This window comes from Dolichospermum sp. UHCC 0259 (assembly GCF_009711935.1).
Taxonomy (GTDB): Bacteria; Cyanobacteriota; Cyanobacteriia; order Cyanobacteriales; family Nostocaceae; genus Dolichospermum.
In genome coordinates, this window is the sequence record NZ_VIKX01000062.1 from 18695 (window position 1) to 35872 (window position 17178).

Below are 17178 nucleotides of genomic sequence, written 5' to 3' on the forward strand. Positions count from 1 at the left end.
GCGATACTTAATTGGGAATTGTTTACGCGAGTGTTTCTGGACAGTAGCCTAAACCTCTAACAAATTGTTGTCTAAATGCTTCAATTTCTTCTCTTTCCGGGCTACCATGAGAAACAACTGCTACTTGGTAACGACGCATTACGTCTACGGGTGTTTGTCCAGATTCTAAACTCCAAAATGCCATTTGGACTCTCATTGGTGGCTGATAGCTAATTCCCAATTCACTCAAGAACGCTCGAAAATCTCCGTCTTGTTGCTCTGAGACTGTTTCTCTGAGTTTGATTCTGACTACCCAACCATCAATTTGATGAATCACGCTTACAAAGGAGACAGGAAGTTGTGGTCTACCATGTAAGTATTGAACGATTCTCAGGGTGAGGGTGGCATTGCCTAGATAGTATAAGTATTCCATCATAATGTTATGGGATTAAATTTAGTTCTGCCTATCTATCTTCGTTAATGGGATGGGGTTCTGGGTAGGGTAAAAGCACCCGTTATCCTATGGGGAGATTTACCCAATAATTCAGGAGTCAGCACTTCGGCTTCGCTCAGTGACCGGTCAGGAGTCAGAATGAAGAAGAGGGAATGAAGAAGGAGTAAAAGTAATGGATAGCGGTTACAGTAAGTTTTTTAGCTCATTTAAGTGCATACTATTATAACAATTTAACAATTACTTAATTAATATGAAGCGACAAATTATACAATATAAAGCAGAAGCACAAAATGTTAATTTAGATTGTTCGTTGTCTGGTTATGACTACGAACTTCCACCAGAACTAATTGCCCAAAACCCTGCCGTTCCTAGAGATAGTTCTAAGTTACTGGTGATCAATTCACCTGAAGCTGGTAAAATTATACCACCTCTACATCACATTTTCCGTGATTTATCGGAATTGCTGAAACCGGGTGATTTACTAGTGATGAATAATACAAAGGTTATTCCCGCTCGGTTATATGGCTGTAAGGATACAGGTGCGGAGGTGGAGGTGTTGCTGTTGGAGGAACGAGGACATAATTGCTGGTTGGCTTTGGTGAAACCCGGTAAGCGGTTTAAGGTGGGTAGTGAGATTATTTTTACAGCGGGAGAAGATGGGAATAAACAGGAATTGAGGGCGACAGTTGTTGAGTCAGATCCAGAAACTGGGGGGCGCTTATTACAGTTTGATTTGCCTCCAGCAGTTCCTTTAGTACAGGTGTTAGGGAAGTTTGGACAGATTCCCCTACCGCCTTATATTACGGCTTCTACGGCGGCTGATGAACAGTATCAGACGGTGTATGCTCAAGAGCAGGGAGCGATCGCAGCCCCAACGGCAGGATTACATTTTACACCGGAATTACTAGAAAAACTGCGTAGTAATGGCATTAATCAAGCTTTTATTACTCTCCATGTTGGTATCGGTACTTTCCGCCCAGTAGAGGTAGAAGATGTCACTACCCACGCTATGCACGAGGAATGGATTGAAGTTCCCGCTGATACCGTTGAGCAAATTCGGGCTACTCAGGCTGCTGGGGGACGAATTATTGCGGTGGGAACAACAGCGGTAAGAGCTTTGGAAGGTGCGGCACAATCTGGGGATTTACAGCCCTTTGTCGGGAAGACAAACTTGTTTATTTATCCTGGGTATAAATGGCAGGTTGTGGAGGGGTTAATCACCAATTTTCATTTACCCCGTTCTAGTTTATTGATGCTGGTTAGTGCTTTAATTGGTAGAGAAAGACTATTGGATCTTTATCAGCAAGCAATTAGTTCTGAATATCGCTTTTACTCTTTTGGTGATGCTATGTTGATTTTACCAGAAGGGAAAAGTATTCAATTATGAATTTTTGATGAAGTGATGGATAATCTAATTTAGATTGGATTCAGTATAACTAAAGGGTAGTGAGTCATGTATCAAAAATGCCATAAATCTCCGTCTTTTAACATAGCTAAGGCTACATACAAGCAGGTATTAACAAGTATCGTCTCTACTTCTTCCGTATTTTTAATCTTGACTTTACCTGCAATTATTAATTCTCCCAACAGTCAGCTATCAGCAGCAGAAGTTGTTTCCCAAGATTTAGAAGCAGCGATATCTTTTCAACAGGGAGTGACATTTTATAATCGTCAAGATTTTCAAGGTTCAGAAATGGCTTTTCGTAAAGCCTTAGAGCGAGATCCTAATATTGGTGAAGCGCGAAATTATTTAGGGAATATTCTTTTACAACAAAATCGCTTAGATTTAGCTATCCAAGAATTTGGAGAAGCCATTAGATTAAATCCCAATTTGGGATCAGCTTATTATAATTTAGGTGTAGCCTTACAAAAACAGGGACAAAAAGAAGCCGCTATTACAGCTTATCGTCAAGCTTTAGTTGTAACTCCCACATTGGCTGATGCTTATTATAATTTGGGAATTATATTCTATGAACAAGATCAGCGTCAAGATGCTATTTCTGCTTATGAACAAGCCATTAATTTAGATAGAAATCATCAAAATGCTTATTTCAATTTAGCAATTGTTCAACAACAAGAAGGTCAAGTAGAATCGGCAATTACTGCTTATCGGGAAGTTTTAAAAATAAATCCTGAAAATTATGTAGCTTACAATAATTTAGGTAGTCTTTTAGTAAATCAAGGCAAAATTGCCGAAGCAATTAATATTTATAAAGCAGCAATTTTGCAAAACCCGAAAAACACCTCTGCTCACTATAATTTAGGAGTAGCCTTATATAATCAAGGTGTTTTTAACGAATCTGCTCAAGCATTAAGACGCGCTCGTCAACAGTATATAACGGAAGGAAATACTGAGCAAGTTGTCAAAACTGAACAAATCATCCAGCAAATTGCCCAGATTTTAGCACCCAAAACAACACCTGTAAATCAACCCGGTAGCGCAACAGCAATTACTACTCCACCAGTTGAACAAGCGCCCGCAAGTCTTCCCCCTGTTGAAGATTTACCTGCAAATACTTCGACAACTGAGAAAACTACTGTACCGGATTCCACACCAAATAAGGAAATCACAAATCCAAAATAATTGGTAATTGGTAATTGGTAAAATCTTACCCAGTCCCCAGTCCCCAGTCCCTAGTCCCCAATCCCTATATTGGTAACCGATTAATATCTTTATTACAACCAATTACAACCATTGCAGAACCTTTTTCTAAACGTTTAGTTGGTTCGGGATTAATGATAAATTTACCATCATGACTGACAGCCAACATATTTAAACCGTAGCGGTTACGCAGTTGAAGTTCAGCAATGGTTCTTCCATGAAATTCATCAGGGACAATTAACTCCACAATACTGTTATCTGGGTCAAGATCAAATCTTTCTAAAATTCCCGGTTTAGTGAGTGTTCGTGCTAAAGCACAACCAGCTTCATATTCTGGAAATACTACATGATCTGCGCCCACTCGTTGTAATAATTTGCGGTGAACTTCACTAGAGGCTTTTGCAACTACGTGAGGTACACCACCTTCTTTGACATTTAAGGTAGTAATAACACTTTCTTGAACGTAGTTACCAATAGCAACAATGACGGTATCAAATTCAAAAATTCCGGCTTCTTTCAGTGCTGCTGGTTCGGTTGAATCTAGTTGCAAAGCATGACCAACTATTTCTTCATTCAAGGCTTCAGAAACCCGTTTTTCGTCAATATCGGTAGCTAACACTTGATAGCCTAAATTATGCAATGTTGAACAAACAGAACGACCAAAACGACCTAATCCAATGACAGCAAATTGTTGGTTATCTTTACGTAAACTGCGAAGAAATTTTAATGATGAAAGGTTCATAATTTTATTGGTAATTGGTAATGGGGATTATCCAACAAGGAGATTTTCTTCGGGATAGTGAATTCTGGTAGGACGAGGATCACCTAAGATAGATGACATCAATAATAAAATACCAACGCGACCAATATACATGGTGAGAATTAAAATTAATTTGGCTGCGGTAGAAACAGTAGCGGTAATTCCTGTGGAAAGTCCGACTGTACCAAAGGCTGATACTACTTCAAAAAGAATTTGAATAAAAGCCAACGTGGGGTCAGTAATACTAATTAAAACCGTTGCAACAATCACTGTTGCTAGTGAACCAAACACTACCCCCACAGCTTTTAAAATTAAAGAGATGGCAATTTTACGATTATATAATAATACCTCTTCTTTGCCTTGGAGAATTGCCTTTGTACAACTGGTAATAACTCGTAGAGTAGTGGTTTTTATTCCTCCTCCTGTACCTCCAGGACTTGCACCAATAAACATGAGGGCAATCATAATAAATAATCCGGCATTAGTCATTTTTCCAATGTCAATGCTATTAAAACCAGCGGTTCTGGTGCTGACTGATTGAAACCAAGCTGCTAATATTTTGTCAAATAAATTTAGTTGTCCAAAGGTGCTATCGTTTCTAACTTCTATAAAGAAAAGAGCAATTGTTCCTAATACCAATAATATTAAAGTTGTGCTAGTTGCAACTTTGAAATCCAGGGAAAATATTAAACAACTTGTTTTTTTAATGATCCGATTACTCTGATAACCAAAACTATCGCGCAACCAAAGATACATATCCAAAATTACCTGATAACCAATACCTCCAAAGATGATTAAACAGCCAATTGTTACAATCACTAAAGGAGAAGATTGATAACCAATTAAACTGTCTTTGAATAAACTAAATCCAGCATTATTCCAAGCACTAACACTATGAAAAATTGCTAACCAAGTTCCTTCTTGCCAACCTTTTTCGGGAACAAAGGCTATCATTAATAAAAATACTCCCGTGAGTTCAAACAATAAGGTTGTTGCAATAATAGAACGGATAATTTGAGTGCTTCCACTCATGCCTGGACGGTCTAAAGCTTGTTGAATTGCTACTTTTTGTCTCAGGTCAAATTTTCTGCCAATTAATAATATTAAAAATGTGGTAGTTGTCATATAACCCAAACCCCCAATTTGCGCTAATAAGACAATAAACAACTGACCTAAAAATGAAAAATCAGTACCAGTATCCACTACGGCTAAACCTGTGACGCAAACCGCCGAAGTTGAAGTAAAGAGGGCAACAATTGGGTCATTCCAATTACCATTACCAGTAGAGAAAGGCATTGTCAAGAGAATTGCTCCCAAGAGAATGACAGCGACAAATCCCAAACAAATTGTCCGCGCAACAGTCATAAGTCATTAACCATGAAAAATAAATAAACTTTGTGCCGTTAGGCTATTTTGATATCTTCGCAAGGTAGAATTAATGAGTTATTCCCAGGCAGAAAAATATCCCTATCTAATTAGAAACATAGATGGTAGCCTATGAATAAGTTTTTTTTCAATTTCCTGTCATCTTTTTATTACTAAATTAATGAGTCAAATACTTTACAAACAAATTCAGGAATTTTACGATGCTTCCTCCAGTTTGTGGGAACAGATTTGGGGGGAACATATGCACCATGGTTATTATGGTGTAGATGGTAAACAGGTGAAAGAACGCCGTCAGGCACAAATTGATTTAATTGAAGAATTGTTAAAATGGGCTGATGTTAAGGGTGCCGAAAATATTCTTGATGTCGGCTGTGGAATCGGTGGTAGTTCTTTATACTTAGCTGAGAAGTTTGGGGCAAATGCTACGGGAATTACATTGAGTCCTGTACAAGCCGCTAGAGCGACAGAAAGGTCTTTGGCAATGAATTTGAGTCAAAAAACTAGATTCATGGTTGCCAACGCTCAGGAAATGCCTTTTGAGGATAACTCTTTTGATTTGGTTTGGTCACTGGAAAGCGGTGAACATATGCCAGATAAAACTAAGTTTTTGCAAGAATGCGATCGCGTATTAAAGCCCGGTGGAACTTTAATTATGGTGACATGGTGTCATCGGAATACGGATAAGTCACCGCTGACAACGGATGAGAAAAAGCACTTAGAAGATATTTATCGAGTCTATTGTTTACCTTATGTTATCTCTTTAGCGGAGTATGAAGCGATCGCTTGGCAATTACCATTAAATAATATTCGCACGGCTGATTGGTCAACCGCTGTTGCTCCTTTTTGGAATGTTGTCATTGATTCGGCTTTTACACCCCAAGCATTTATCGGTTTATTAATGGCTGGTTGGACTACAATTCAGGGGGCATTATCTTTAGGTTTAATGCGTCGAGGTTATGAAACTGGATTAGTTAGATTTGGATTATTACGAGGAACAAAATCAAGCAGTAGGTAGGGGCGCAGGGCCTGCGCCCATTCAGGAGTCAGGAGTAAAAGCCTTGTATGGCATAGCTTTTTGAGCAAGTTTTTACCTCATATATACTAAAAACGGTTGAGACATGGACTTTTATAGAATCACGAAAACCCCAGATTTATAGGGGTTTAGCACTGCTAAACCCCTACCCGAAGAATCAAGTAATTAAGCCGTGTTGAGTATAGCTGCAATATGTTGTAAGTTCAACTCTTTCAGATGGTGCAAACAAAAAAGAACAAAAGATGAATCAATTTTATCAACAAAATTCGGCTATTGCTCCAAAAAGTTGGTTTTATTCTTTTTGGAAATTTTCCCGTCCCCATACAATTATGGGAACAACTTTGAGTGTTTTGGGTTTATATTTAATTACCCTGGGTGTCACTTCCACAAATTTTTCTAGTTTGCATATTAGTCAAATTTTAGCAACATGGATTGCTTGCATCTGTGGCAATATTTATATTGTTGGTTTGAACCAATTAGAAGATATTGACATTGATAAAATCAATAAACCTGATTTACCTTTAGCGTCGGGAGAATTTACCAGAGGACAAGGACAATTAATCGTCATTATTACTGGTATTGTCGCTTTGGCTTTAGCATGGCTAACTGGACCATTTTTAATGGGAATGGTAACAATAAGTTTAGCAATTGGTACGGCTTATTCTTTACCACCAATTCGCTTAAAACAGTTTCCTTTTTGGGCTGCCTTGTGTATTTTTTCGGTACGGGGAACTATTGTTAATTTAGGTTTATTTTTGCATTTTAGCTGGGTATTGCAAAGAAGCCAAGGGATTCCGGGGGCAGTTTGGGCTTTAACAGTGTTTATCTTGGTATTTACATTTGCGATCGCTATCTTCAAAGACATTCCTGATATGGAAGGCGATAGATTTTACAATATCACAACTTTTACCCTCCAACTCGGACAACAAAAAGTATTTAATCTCGCACTTTGGGTATTAACAATCTGTTATGTAGGCATGATTTTAGTAGCCTTATTCAATCTTGCGGAAGTCAATACTATCTTCATCTTAATCACCCATATAGTAGCTTTAATTGTCATGTGGTGGCAAGGTGCAGGAGTTGATTTACAAGACAAACAAGCCATTACTAATTTCTATCAATTTATCTGGAAATTGTTTTTCATTGAATACCTAATTTTTCCCGTCTCCTGTTTATTAGCTTAAACTCATGTTAGAAACATTTCCTACTTCCAATCTAATCGCCATTTCTGTAGTTATTTTTGGTCTTGCCATTCTTGGTTATTTGAGTATCAAAACATTGATTACCTCCAACTTATTCCAAAAAGGCATCAACTTTTATCAAGCCAAAGATTTTGAAAATGCCGAAATAGTCTTGAGAAAAGTTATTGCTATCAACTCTACCAATGATATGGTACGTTTGTTATTAGGAGATATTTTAAATCAGAAAGGACAAATTACCGAAGCAAAAGCATTATTCTGTGAAGTAATTGATAGCAGTCCTAAAAATCCCGATGCTTATTTACGTTTAGCCAACATTCTCATGCAGGAACAACAGGAAGTAGAAGCGAAAGCTAATTTAGTTCAAGCAAAAGAATTATTACAAAAACAGCGTCAACCAGAAAGAGCGAAAAAGGTCAGCCTGTTGTTAGATAAAATGTCTAAACTGTGATTTTTTAACAACAAGATCCCCGACTTCTTTGAGAAGTCGGGGATCTGACCTACCTCCCCAGAAGAAATAGGCAGTAGGAAGAAATCCGGGTGTTCTGGTAAGATGAGTGAACCGTTTAATTGATTTTTCAGGAGTTAAAGAATGTCCATACCAGCAGATCCAGTTAAATTGATGAAGCAAGAAGTTGGTAAAGCCGCCGCCAATTTAGTAAAATCCGGTTCTATCGTTGGTTTGGGGACAGGTTCAACCACAGCTTACACCATTCAATATTTAGGAGAACGCCTCAAATCCGGGGAACTCAAAGATATTGTCGGTATCCCCACCTCATTTCAATCAGAAGTATTAGCAAAAGAGTATGGCGTTCCTCTCACCACTTTAGACGCTGTAGACCATATTGATATCGCTATAGATGGGGCAGATGAAGTAGATCCCCATAAAAACTTGATTAAGGGTGGTGGTGCTGCACATACCCGCGAAAAAGTTGTAGATTACCTAGCAAAGCAATTTATTGTTGTTGTTGATGGTGGTAAATTAGTAGAGCGCTTAGGTTCTAGTTTCGCTGTACCAGTTGAAGTTATCCCTATGGCTATCACCCCCGTCACCAATGCCATTAAAGCACTTGGTGGTAAGCCAGAACTACGCATGGGTGTAAAAAAAGCAGGACCTGTAATCACCGACCAAGGTAACATGGTTTTAGATGTCACCTTCGATAGCATAGATGACCCTGTAAACCTAGAAAAAACACTGAATAATATCCCCGGTGTTCTGGAAAATGGCATTTTCGTCAATTGTGCAGATATCGTTCTTGTTGGTGAAGTTATTGACGGTAAACCTGTAGTTAGACAACTTTAGATTATTCCCTAATCACATAGATAACCAGTTAGGAAAAAGGAGACAAGAGGAAGAAAAGGAACTCTTTTCTCATTACCTTTTTCCCAACCCAAATTCAGTATAATTTTACACATACATAATTGTAGATCACTTTTTTGTCAAAATCAGAATGACCAGGATTTTAGCTATAACTTTTACACCGCTTAAATCAAGAATTTCTTTGAGAATTTTTAATGAGTAAGTATAGCCTTTTTAAGGCTGAGAACCCATCTACAGCACAGTGGAAATAGAAGCATAGCTTAGTTGGAGATTCTTGTTTTACCGCCAGAGTAATGTTGTATGACTACTTAGTATAATTTAATATTAAATTAATTCTCATCTTGCCATATTGAAAACCAAAGTCTAGTGATATACAGCAATTTCCAATCATATAAGGTAAATTATAGCCCCCTCATCACTTGCGGGGAGGGGGTTGGGGGTGGGGTTCTTGTTCCGGGTTTGATGACAATTTGCTGTAAATCTCAACTATTGAGGCATACTATTCTTGGGGTACATATCTAGCTTTGAGCCAAAAGACAACCAGAAATGTAGAGACGTTTCCGCTAAATACCAGTAAATATCATCATCAACCGACTATTAAAAGAGTTTAAAATGGCAAATTCAACATCCGATTTATGGGCAAAAATCCGTCAGCAATTTGATAGCGCACCTTATCCTAATCATCCCCTTGATAAAGCTCCTGAAGATGATGTAAATTCACTTTATATTCATAGCTTAATTACCTCTTATTATCTGAGAAATCAGAAAGTTATAGACACCAAAGACAAAGTAATTTTAGATGCTGGATGTGGTACTGGTTATAAATCCTTAACTTTAGCAAAAGCCAATCCTGGTGCAAAAATTGTTGGTGTTGATATATCCGAAGAATCTGTTAAACTTGCACGGCAGCGTTTAGAATATCATGGTTTTAATAATGCTGAATTTCATGTTTTATCAATAGATGACTTACCCCAATTAAATTATCAATTTGATTATATTAATTGTGATGAAGTTCTGTATCTTTTTCCTGATATATCTGTGGCTTTGCAAGCAATGAAAGCTGTATTAAAGCCAGAGGGGATTATTCGTACCAATCTACATAGTTCATTTCAGAGATTTTCTTACTTTCGCGCTCAAGAAATATTCAAGATGATGGGTTTGATGGAAGGAAATCCAGAAGAATTAGAGATGGATATGGTTGTGGATACCATGAGAGCATTAAAAGATGATGTCAATCTCAAATCTGAAACTTGGAATTCCAACTATGAAGGAGAAAACGGAAAAGAACATATTCTGATGAATTACTTATTTCAAGGGGATAAAGGTTACACTATCACTGATATTTTCTCAGCTTTAAGAACTGCTGATTTAGAGTTTATCAAAATGAAAAACTGGCGACAATGGGACTTGATGAACTTATTTAAAGCACCAGATAATTTACCTGCTTTTCTGGCAATGGGTTTACTGGAAATAACTCCAGAAGATAGTTTACATTTATTTGAACTGCTCCACCCTGTTTATAGATTACTGGATTTTTGGTGTGGACATCCCCAAGCAGCACATCCTTTTGTACCTGTTTCAGAATGGTCTGATTTTAATTGGGAAAAAGCAACTGTACATCTACATCCACAGTTCAAAAACCCCAATTTAAAAACTAATATTACTACTTGTATAAGCGAAGGTAAAATCTTTTCTGTCTCTCAAGATTTAGCCTTAACTAAGGAATTTATTCATGTAGATAGCTCAATGGCTCTGTGCTTGCTACCTTTGTTTGATCAATCCCTAACAATGATGTCTCTAGTCGAATACTGGCAAAAGTTTAGACCTTTTGATCCTCTAACAGGAGAACCTATAGAAAAAGTCAAGGTTTTTCAGCTATTACAAAAGCTACTCTTAGTTCTCAAAGATTTTGATTTTATTATGTTAGAGACTCAATCTTGATTTTCTTTTGTAGTGAGCGATTTATATTTTTGGTTGGGTTAAGCCACAACAAAACCAATCTGAACTTTTATAACTTTGAGGATAATGTTGGGTTTCCTTCTGTCAACCCAACCTACATTACTATATTAAAACCTAAACAGACGAATTTTTTGGACTATACTAAACACGGTTGGGACATAGACTTTTACAAAATTACGAAAAACCTAGATTTGTAGGGGTTTAGCAGTGCTAAACCCCTACCCACAGTATCAAATGAATAAACCGTGTTGAGTATAAACCCTATTAGACATCTCCAGAAATTAAATATGCGTTATCTACAACCCTTGTAGAGACGTTCCATAGAACGTCTCTACATTCTTTTTTGGAGATATTTATTGTATTATATGTAGTCTGCTGAAATGATCTTTGCTGCTTTGGTTCAACAACAACATACCCTAAAATCATCTGTAATCATATATGGTTAACTTATACTTGTATCAATCTACCCTATACAAATATTGATTTTCAGCCTTAACCCAACAGTATTTGGTATCAGAAAAACTTTATTACTCCCTTTATCACCCAGGCTCTATTTCTTGAAAGTATCTCTAGCTAAAGGTTTTAGTCTATTTCCATCACAGTTATAAAGCTGTAAGTTAAATGGTAAAAAAAATTCTTTTCTGGGGGTGATATGAAACTGATCAGATGTGGGTAAGTTATTTGCATAGAGAAACAAACAATACTCCCAACCAAGGAAAACTACTATGAAAACTGAACTCAAAGCCAAGTTCATCCAACAAATCCTCAGCAAAAAGAAAGATAACGAAGGTTTCACCCTGATTGAACTGTTAGTTGTAATCATCATCATCGGTATTCTGTCTGCTATTGCGCTACCTTCTTTCCTCAACCAAGCAGCAAAAGCTAAACAATCAGAAGCTAAAACCTACGTCGGTTCAGTTAACAGAGCGCAACAGTCTTACCGGATTGAAAATACATCTTTTGCTACTACTTTTGACAATCTCAAAATAGGTATTCCTTCATCAACAGATTTCTATACATATACAATACCCTCTGCCGATACAACCAGCACAGTTGTTCTAGCGACCACAAAAGATCCAAATTCTCTCAAAGGTTTTTCTGGTGGTGTAGTCATTCTTACTAGTGGGCAGACTGAAGCTCTTGCTTGTCAGACAACAGGAGTACAGACAGCAACATCAGTTGCAGCACCTTCATTAAGCACCACTCCTCAAGCCTCAGCTTGTACTGGTCTGGAAAACATGAAATAAAGCTTAATTATTTGTTGTTAGAAATGCTAGATTAATTACGGTTTATCTAGTATTTTTTTATCTGAATATTGTTCAAGTAGGGGTTAACGGCTGTTGACTCCTACATTGTTCTTTATTTGGCAATAAAAAATTATATACTCAAAAAATTAATTTCACAACTAGTTCCAGGTTTTCAATCATGACTACCCAGTTAGATAATCAAGTTTATTCAAATCAAACTTTACTAAGTATTTCACAATATGAACACAATATTACTGAAAATCCCAGGGAAGTTTCTAACTATTGGTATTTAGGATTAGCCTTATTATTAGAGGATAGAGAAGAAGAAGCGCAGATCACATGGATGACTCCATTTCTTGAATTTGGAGAAGAACAATCTTGGTTGCAAGAATTAACAGAAATTTTATTAAATTCTGCTCAACAGCAAGAAGCAAATTCTAACAATAAATTAGCTTGGGTAATTCGTCAACACATTAAAGAATTTATACCTGATGATATTAATAATCTTTTAAAAATCGTTGAGCTAAATATTGACTTAAATATTGAGGATCTGGAAACGAATATTAATCAATTAGTTGAAACTATCTCTCAACTAACAGAAACCCCTGTTTTTGACGAAAATTTATTAGTTAAAGTGATTGAAAAGTTAGTTCATCTTGATCCAGTTACTCCTCCTTCCTTTGTTGATAAACTGGTTGAAATATTTATACCTAGTTTATCAACCTCTAAGACTATTATTCTATTACTGACCGGGAAAGCTGAAGCTTATTATCGGTTTTCTCAGTCTTATATGTCAATTTACTTTGCAAAAGTAGCTCTCCGTTTAGAACCTAATAATTTAGATTGTATTAGAAAAATTGTTGCTCCTCTACAAAGATTAGGATCAGATTATACTAAAGAATCTATTGATTGGGTGAAAAAATATTTAGCCCTTGCTCAAGAACCAACTGATCAAATTAATGGTTACCATTACTTACTAGACGCATTATTAACTTCTTGTGCAAGTTGGGAAAAAGCAGTTCAAGCTTACCAAGCATATAAACTATATTTATCTAATGTTGTCAACAGTAAATCAAACGATGAAAGCTTAGTGCAGCTTCTTAGCATTGGCGCTTTTTTGTTATACATGGAAGATAATCCACGTGAAAATAGATTAATTCGCAATGGATTAGCTGCTTTATGTCAACAAGTGTTGGGGAAAAGTTTTCCCGAAAATATTAATACCTATCAAAAACGTTTTCAATCACCTCGTCCTGCTTTGAGTGAACGTCCTTTAAGAATAGGCTATTTATCAGAATGTTTTCGTACTCATTCTGTGGGTTTCTTAGCTTGGTGGTTGTTAAAATATCATGATCGTCAACAATTTGATATTTATCTGTATTCTTTAAAAGAGAATGTTTATGACCCCCATCAACAAGCTTACAAAAACGAATTTGGTGATCGTTTTCATCAAGAATGTCTTTCTATGGTGGGAATGGCAGATAAAATTAATGCAGATGAGATAGATATTTTAGTGGATTTGGATAGTTTAACTTCCTATGGTAGTTGCGCCATTTTAGCATTGAAACCTGCACCCATTCAAGTTAGTTGGTTAGGGTATGATGGGACTGGTTTTCCCACAGTAGATTATTTTATTGCTGATCACTATGTATTACCAGAATCAGCACAGGATTATTATACGGAAAAGATTTGGCGGCTACCAGAAAATTATATTGGTATTGATGGCTTTAGTATAGGAACACCAACTCTCACCAGAGAATCTTTAGATATTCCTGATAATGGGATTATTTATTTTAGTTCTCAAACGGGATTAAAACGTAATTTCCATAATATTCGGTTACAACTGCAAATTCTTAAACAAGTCCCTAATAGTTATTTTCTTCTCAAAAGTCATCGAACTAATTATCAAGATTTACAAGATTTTATCGCACCAATTGCAGAAGCGGAAGGAGTTGATTTAAAACAATTAAGATTTTTACCTTCTGCTGATACAGATATGGAACATCGCGCTAATTTAGTTATTGCTGATATTGTTTTAGATACCTATCCCTACAACGGTGCAACAACAACCTTAGAAACCTTATGGATGGGTATCCCTATAGTAACTAGAGTGGGAGAACAATTTGCAGCGCGCAATAGTTATACAATGATGATGAATGTAGGTGTAACTGAAGGTATAGCTTGGAGTGATGAAGAGTATGTAGAGTGGGGTGTGAGGTTGGGTAAGGATGAAAAATTAAGACAAGAAATTGTTTGGAAACTGAAAAAGTCAAGACAAACATCACCGCTATGGAATGGTAAGAAATTTGCAGGGGAAATGGAGAATGCTTATCAGCAGATGTGGGAAAGGTATATTGATGATTGACAATAAATTAGGATAAAGCCGTATGATTGACAATAAATTAGGATAAAGCCGTTTCATTTGATAAAAAAGATATAGTGTTGATTGTACAACTGCAACTCTGAAGAGTTGCAGTTTATTAGGGATAAATTATGAAATAAGCGAGAGACTTATCATGGCAATTTCACAAGATGTAAATTTAGGTAATAATGTCATCATCCATCATCCTGAATTGGTTAATATGTATGGATGTAGGATTGGCGATGATACTAAAATAGGTGCTTTCGTAGAAATACAAAAAGGTGTGATTGTGGGTAATCGCTGTAAAATATCTTCCCACAGTTTTATTTGTGAAGGAGTGGAAATTGAGGATGAAGTCCTAATTGGTCATGGTGTCATGTTCATAAACGATCGTTATCCTAGAGCCACCAGTAACGGTAATTTGAAGACGGAAGCTGATTGGAATGTAACTCCAGTGAAAATTAAACGGGGAGCATCTATAGGTAGTGGAGCAGTGATTATGTGTGGAGTAACAATAGGTGAAGGAGCAATGATTGCTGCTGGAGCAGTAGTTACTAATAATGTTCCTGAATACGCGATTGCTCTAGGTGTACCCGCTAAAGTAACAGGTGATGTGCGGGAGCGTGAGTCATGATAGGAATTGGTGTAGTTGGTTATGGCTATTGGGGTCCGAATCTGGTACGTAACTTTTATGAAATACCAGAATCCCAGGTAATTGCTGTTAGTGATTTCAGTCCAGATAGATTGCTAAAAGTCCAATCTCGTTACCCTACTATTGGTGTGACGTTAAACTATCAAGACTTAATCAATGATGATCGTATAGAGGCGATCGCTATTGCTACTCCAGTTTCAGCCCATTTCGATATAGCTATTCAAGCTTTACAGGCTGGAAAGCACGTTTTAATAGAAAAACCCATGACCGCAAGCTCTGAACAGGCCTTACGATTAATTGCTGAAGCTGATAAACGTAATCTAGTTTTGATGGTGGATCATACTTTTGTTTATACAGGAGCAATTCGCAAAATACATGAGCTTGTAGAGAATAATACATTAGGTAATATTTATTATTATGACGCGGCGCGTGTCAACCTGGGATTATTTCAGCATGATGTAAATGTAATCTGGGATTTAGCAGTACATGACTTATCTATTATGGATTATGTCCTGCCTTCCAAACCTTGTGCTGTATCTGCCACAGGTATAAGTCATGTCAGTGGAGAGCCTGAAAATATAGCCTATATGACATTATTTTTTAATGAACAATTAATTGCCCATTTGCAGGTTAACTGGCTTGCTCCAGTAAAAGTTAGACGTACACTCATTGGGGGTAAGTAGGTAAACATAATAAAACCGATATATGTTTAGTTTTGTGAAACCCGTAAAACAACCTATTTGTAAGGCATTCATTGAATTTACATTTCGTCACATACCTTTAAATTTTTCGGTTTACCTACTTAGTCAAAAGATGATTGTCTATGATGATGTAGAACCTAGCGAAAAGGTAAAGTTATATGACAGAGGAATTACAGTCAATAACAATCAAGAGAATTTGTATAAAATGCTGATTGGTTATCGGACTGGGGATATGTGGTCTCCAAAATTGGATCTGACAGAAGCTCTCAATAGAGTGGTATCACACTTTATTAATTGTATTAAAACAGGCGATCGCCCTTTAACTGATGGTAAAGCTGGGTTACGAGTAGTAAAAATTCTGGAAGCTGCTACTGAGTCTATGAAACATCAAGGTAAATTAGTGGAATTGAACTGGACAGAAACAGAGGTAACAGGATGATCCCATTTATAGATTTAAAAACACAGTATGCTAGTATCAAAGATGAAATTAACCAAGCTATTTCTGGAGTATTGGAAACTACCCAATTTATATTAGGGGAAGAAGTAGAAGCCTTTGAAACTGAGTTTGCAGCTTACTGTGGTGCTGATTATGGTATTGGTCTAAATTCTGGTACAAGTGCTTTACATTTAGCATTGTTAGCTTTAGGAATTGGTGCTGGTGATGAAGTCATAACCGTGCCTTTTACCTTTGTGGCAACGGTGGCAGCTATCTGTTATACAGGAGCTAAACCAGTTTTTGTGGATATTGATCCTATCTCCTACACTATAGACGTTAACCAAATTGAATCTGCTATTACTAAAAATACTAAAGCCATACTTCCTGTTCATCTATATGGGCAACCTGCGGATATGGACTCTATTCTATCTATAGCTAAAAAGTATAATCTGAAAGTAATTGAAGATGCTGCTCAGGCTCATGGTGCTGAATATAAAGGCAAAAGGGTTGGTAGTATTGGTGATTTAGGTTGTTTTAGTTTCTATCCAGGTAAAAATTTAGGAGCTTATGGTGAAGCAGGTATTGTCACCACCAATAACCCTGACTATGCCCATACTATTAGAAAGTTAAGGGATTGGGGACAAGAAAAGAAATATCACCATGATTTCAATGGTTATAATTACCGCATGGAAGGAATACAAGGGGCTATATTACGAGTGAAGTTACGCCATTTAGAAACCTGGACTCAAGCAAGGAGAAATCACGCTCAACTTTATAACGAATTACTAGCAAATACTGAGTTAAAAACTCCTGTAGAAATGCCTTATAGTCGTCATGTTTATCATATATATGGGGTGCGATCGCCTGATAGGAATATTTTACAACAACAGTTAATGGCCAAGGGGGTACAAACAGGTATTCATTATCCTATTCCTGTTCATTTGCAGAAAGGTTATGCTGATTTAGGTTATAAATTAGGCGATTTTCCTTGTAGTGAGTTAGTAGCAAATGAGGAGTTATCTTTGCCTATGTATGCAGAGTTAACTAATGATAATATTAAAATTGTTACAGGAAATTTGGTTTAATC

General features: G+C 36.8%; 14 protein-coding genes and 1 pseudogene. 12 read left to right on the top strand and 3 right to left on the bottom strand.

The window, feature by feature from the left end; genetic code table 11:
• Positions 1-22 precede the first annotated feature (22 nt).
• Entirely contained in the window at positions 23-412 is a 390-nt protein-coding gene (locus tag FJR05_RS04905) for a hypothetical protein (protein ID WP_168643106.1), read from the bottom strand.
• Positions 413-683: 271 nt separating this feature from the next.
• Between FJR05_RS04905 and queA the strand changes: the two genes are divergently transcribed.
• Both queA and FJR05_RS04915 read left to right on the top strand, forming a co-directional pair.
• Positions 684-1820 (top strand): tRNA preQ1(34) S-adenosylmethionine ribosyltransferase-isomerase QueA, encoded by a 1137-nt coding sequence (queA, locus tag FJR05_RS04910; protein WP_168643060.1) that lies wholly within the window; start codon positions 684-686, stop codon positions 1818-1820.
• Positions 1821-1886: 66 nt separating this feature from the next.
• A complete protein-coding gene (locus tag FJR05_RS04915) occupies positions 1887-3017 on the top strand; it encodes a tetratricopeptide repeat protein (RefSeq protein WP_168643061.1) in 1131 nt (376 codons plus the stop codon).
• 64 nt (positions 3018-3081) lie between these two features.
• On the opposite strand, the gene FJR05_RS04920 is transcribed toward FJR05_RS04915, so the two are convergent.
• Entirely contained in the window at positions 3082-3777 is a 696-nt protein-coding gene (locus FJR05_RS04920) for a TrkA family potassium uptake protein (protein WP_168643062.1), read from the bottom strand.
• A gap of 27 nt (positions 3778-3804) precedes the next feature.
• Positions 3805-5160, bottom strand: a complete 1356-nt coding sequence (locus FJR05_RS04925) for a TrkH family potassium uptake protein (RefSeq protein WP_168643063.1) — start codon at positions 5158-5160, stop codon at positions 3805-3807.
• A gap of 181 nt (positions 5161-5341) precedes the next feature.
• Between FJR05_RS04925 and FJR05_RS04930 the strand changes: the two genes are divergently transcribed.
• The 10 genes and pseudogenes from FJR05_RS04930 to FJR05_RS04980 all read left to right on the top strand — a co-directional run bounded on the left by FJR05_RS04930 (position 5342) and on the right by FJR05_RS04980 (position 17176).
• Entirely contained in the window at positions 5342-6196 is an 855-nt protein-coding gene (locus FJR05_RS04930) for a methyltransferase domain-containing protein (RefSeq protein WP_168643064.1), read from the top strand.
• A gap of 260 nt (positions 6197-6456) precedes the next feature.
• Positions 6457-7398 (top strand): homogentisate phytyltransferase, encoded by a 942-nt coding sequence (locus tag FJR05_RS04935; RefSeq protein ID WP_168643065.1) that lies wholly within the window; start codon positions 6457-6459, stop codon positions 7396-7398.
• Between the two features lie 4 nt (positions 7399-7402).
• A complete protein-coding gene (locus FJR05_RS04940) occupies positions 7403-7864 on the top strand; it encodes a M48 family metallopeptidase (protein ID WP_168643066.1) in 462 nt (153 codons plus the stop codon).
• A gap of 141 nt (positions 7865-8005) precedes the next feature.
• Positions 8006-8716: a ribose-5-phosphate isomerase RpiA gene (rpiA, locus tag FJR05_RS04945; RefSeq protein ID WP_168643067.1), complete on the top strand. Its 711-nt coding sequence runs from the start codon at positions 8006-8008 to the stop codon at positions 8714-8716.
• Positions 8717-9346: 630 nt separating this feature from the next.
• Positions 9347-10675 carry a class I SAM-dependent methyltransferase gene (locus tag FJR05_RS04950; RefSeq protein ID WP_168643068.1) on the top strand — a complete coding sequence of 443 codons (1329 nt, stop codon included), beginning with the start codon at positions 9347-9349 and terminating at the stop codon, positions 10673-10675.
• A 743-nt stretch (positions 10676-11418) separates the two neighbouring features.
• Positions 11419-11940: a type IV pilin-like G/H family protein gene (locus FJR05_RS04955; RefSeq protein ID WP_168643069.1), complete on the top strand. Its 522-nt coding sequence runs from the start codon at positions 11419-11421 to the stop codon at positions 11938-11940.
• A 178-nt stretch (positions 11941-12118) separates the two neighbouring features.
• On the top strand, positions 12119-14305 hold the full coding sequence (locus FJR05_RS04960) for a hypothetical protein (RefSeq protein ID WP_168643070.1): 2187 nt from the start codon (positions 12119-12121) through the stop codon (positions 14303-14305).
• A gap of 151 nt (positions 14306-14456) precedes the next feature.
• Complete coding sequence (locus tag FJR05_RS04965) at positions 14457-14936, top strand: acyltransferase (protein WP_168643071.1); 480 nt, start codon at positions 14457-14459, stop codon at positions 14934-14936.
• Positions 14933-16094, top strand: a pseudogene (locus FJR05_RS27850) (Gfo/Idh/MocA family oxidoreductase). Before FJR05_RS04965 ends, FJR05_RS27850 begins: the two are co-directional and overlap by 4 nt.
• Positions 16091-17176 (top strand): DegT/DnrJ/EryC1/StrS aminotransferase family protein, encoded by a 1086-nt coding sequence (locus tag FJR05_RS04980; RefSeq protein ID WP_168643072.1) that lies wholly within the window; start codon positions 16091-16093, stop codon positions 17174-17176. Before FJR05_RS27850 ends, FJR05_RS04980 begins: the two are co-directional and overlap by 4 nt.
• Positions 17177-17178: the final 2 nt, after the last annotated feature.

Excerpts from the sequence above, each read along its gene's own strand:
- FJR05_RS04920 (WP_168643062.1), bottom strand. The coding sequence starts at position 3,777 with ATGAACCTTTCATCATTAAAATTTCTTCGCAGTTTACGTAAAGATAAC.
- FJR05_RS04925 (WP_168643063.1), bottom strand. The coding sequence starts at position 5,160 with ATGACTGTTGCGCGGACAATTTGTTTGGGATTTGTCGCTGTCATTCTC.
- FJR05_RS04915 (WP_168643061.1), top strand. The coding sequence starts at position 1,887 with ATGTATCAAAAATGCCATAAATCTCCGTCTTTTAACATAGCTAAGGCT.
- FJR05_RS04935 (WP_168643065.1), top strand. The coding sequence starts at position 6,457 with ATGAATCAATTTTATCAACAAAATTCGGCTATTGCTCCAAAAAGTTGG.
- rpiA (WP_168643067.1), top strand. The coding sequence starts at position 8,006 with ATGTCCATACCAGCAGATCCAGTTAAATTGATGAAGCAAGAAGTTGGT.
- FJR05_RS04940 (WP_168643066.1), top strand. The coding sequence starts at position 7,403 with ATGTTAGAAACATTTCCTACTTCCAATCTAATCGCCATTTCTGTAGTT.
- FJR05_RS04930 (WP_168643064.1), top strand. The coding sequence starts at position 5,342 with ATGAGTCAAATACTTTACAAACAAATTCAGGAATTTTACGATGCTTCC.
- FJR05_RS04905 (WP_168643106.1), bottom strand. The coding sequence starts at position 412 with ATGGAATACTTATACTATCTAGGCAATGCCACCCTCACCCTGAGAATC.
- FJR05_RS04980 (WP_168643072.1), top strand. The coding sequence starts at position 16,091 with ATGATCCCATTTATAGATTTAAAAACACAGTATGCTAGTATCAAAGAT.
- FJR05_RS04960 (WP_168643070.1), top strand. The coding sequence starts at position 12,119 with ATGACTACCCAGTTAGATAATCAAGTTTATTCAAATCAAACTTTACTA.
- FJR05_RS04955 (WP_168643069.1), top strand. The coding sequence starts at position 11,419 with ATGAAAACTGAACTCAAAGCCAAGTTCATCCAACAAATCCTCAGCAAA.
- FJR05_RS04950 (WP_168643068.1), top strand. The coding sequence starts at position 9,347 with ATGGCAAATTCAACATCCGATTTATGGGCAAAAATCCGTCAGCAATTT.
- queA (WP_168643060.1), top strand. The coding sequence starts at position 684 with ATGAAGCGACAAATTATACAATATAAAGCAGAAGCACAAAATGTTAAT.
- FJR05_RS04965 (WP_168643071.1), top strand. The coding sequence starts at position 14,457 with ATGGCAATTTCACAAGATGTAAATTTAGGTAATAATGTCATCATCCAT.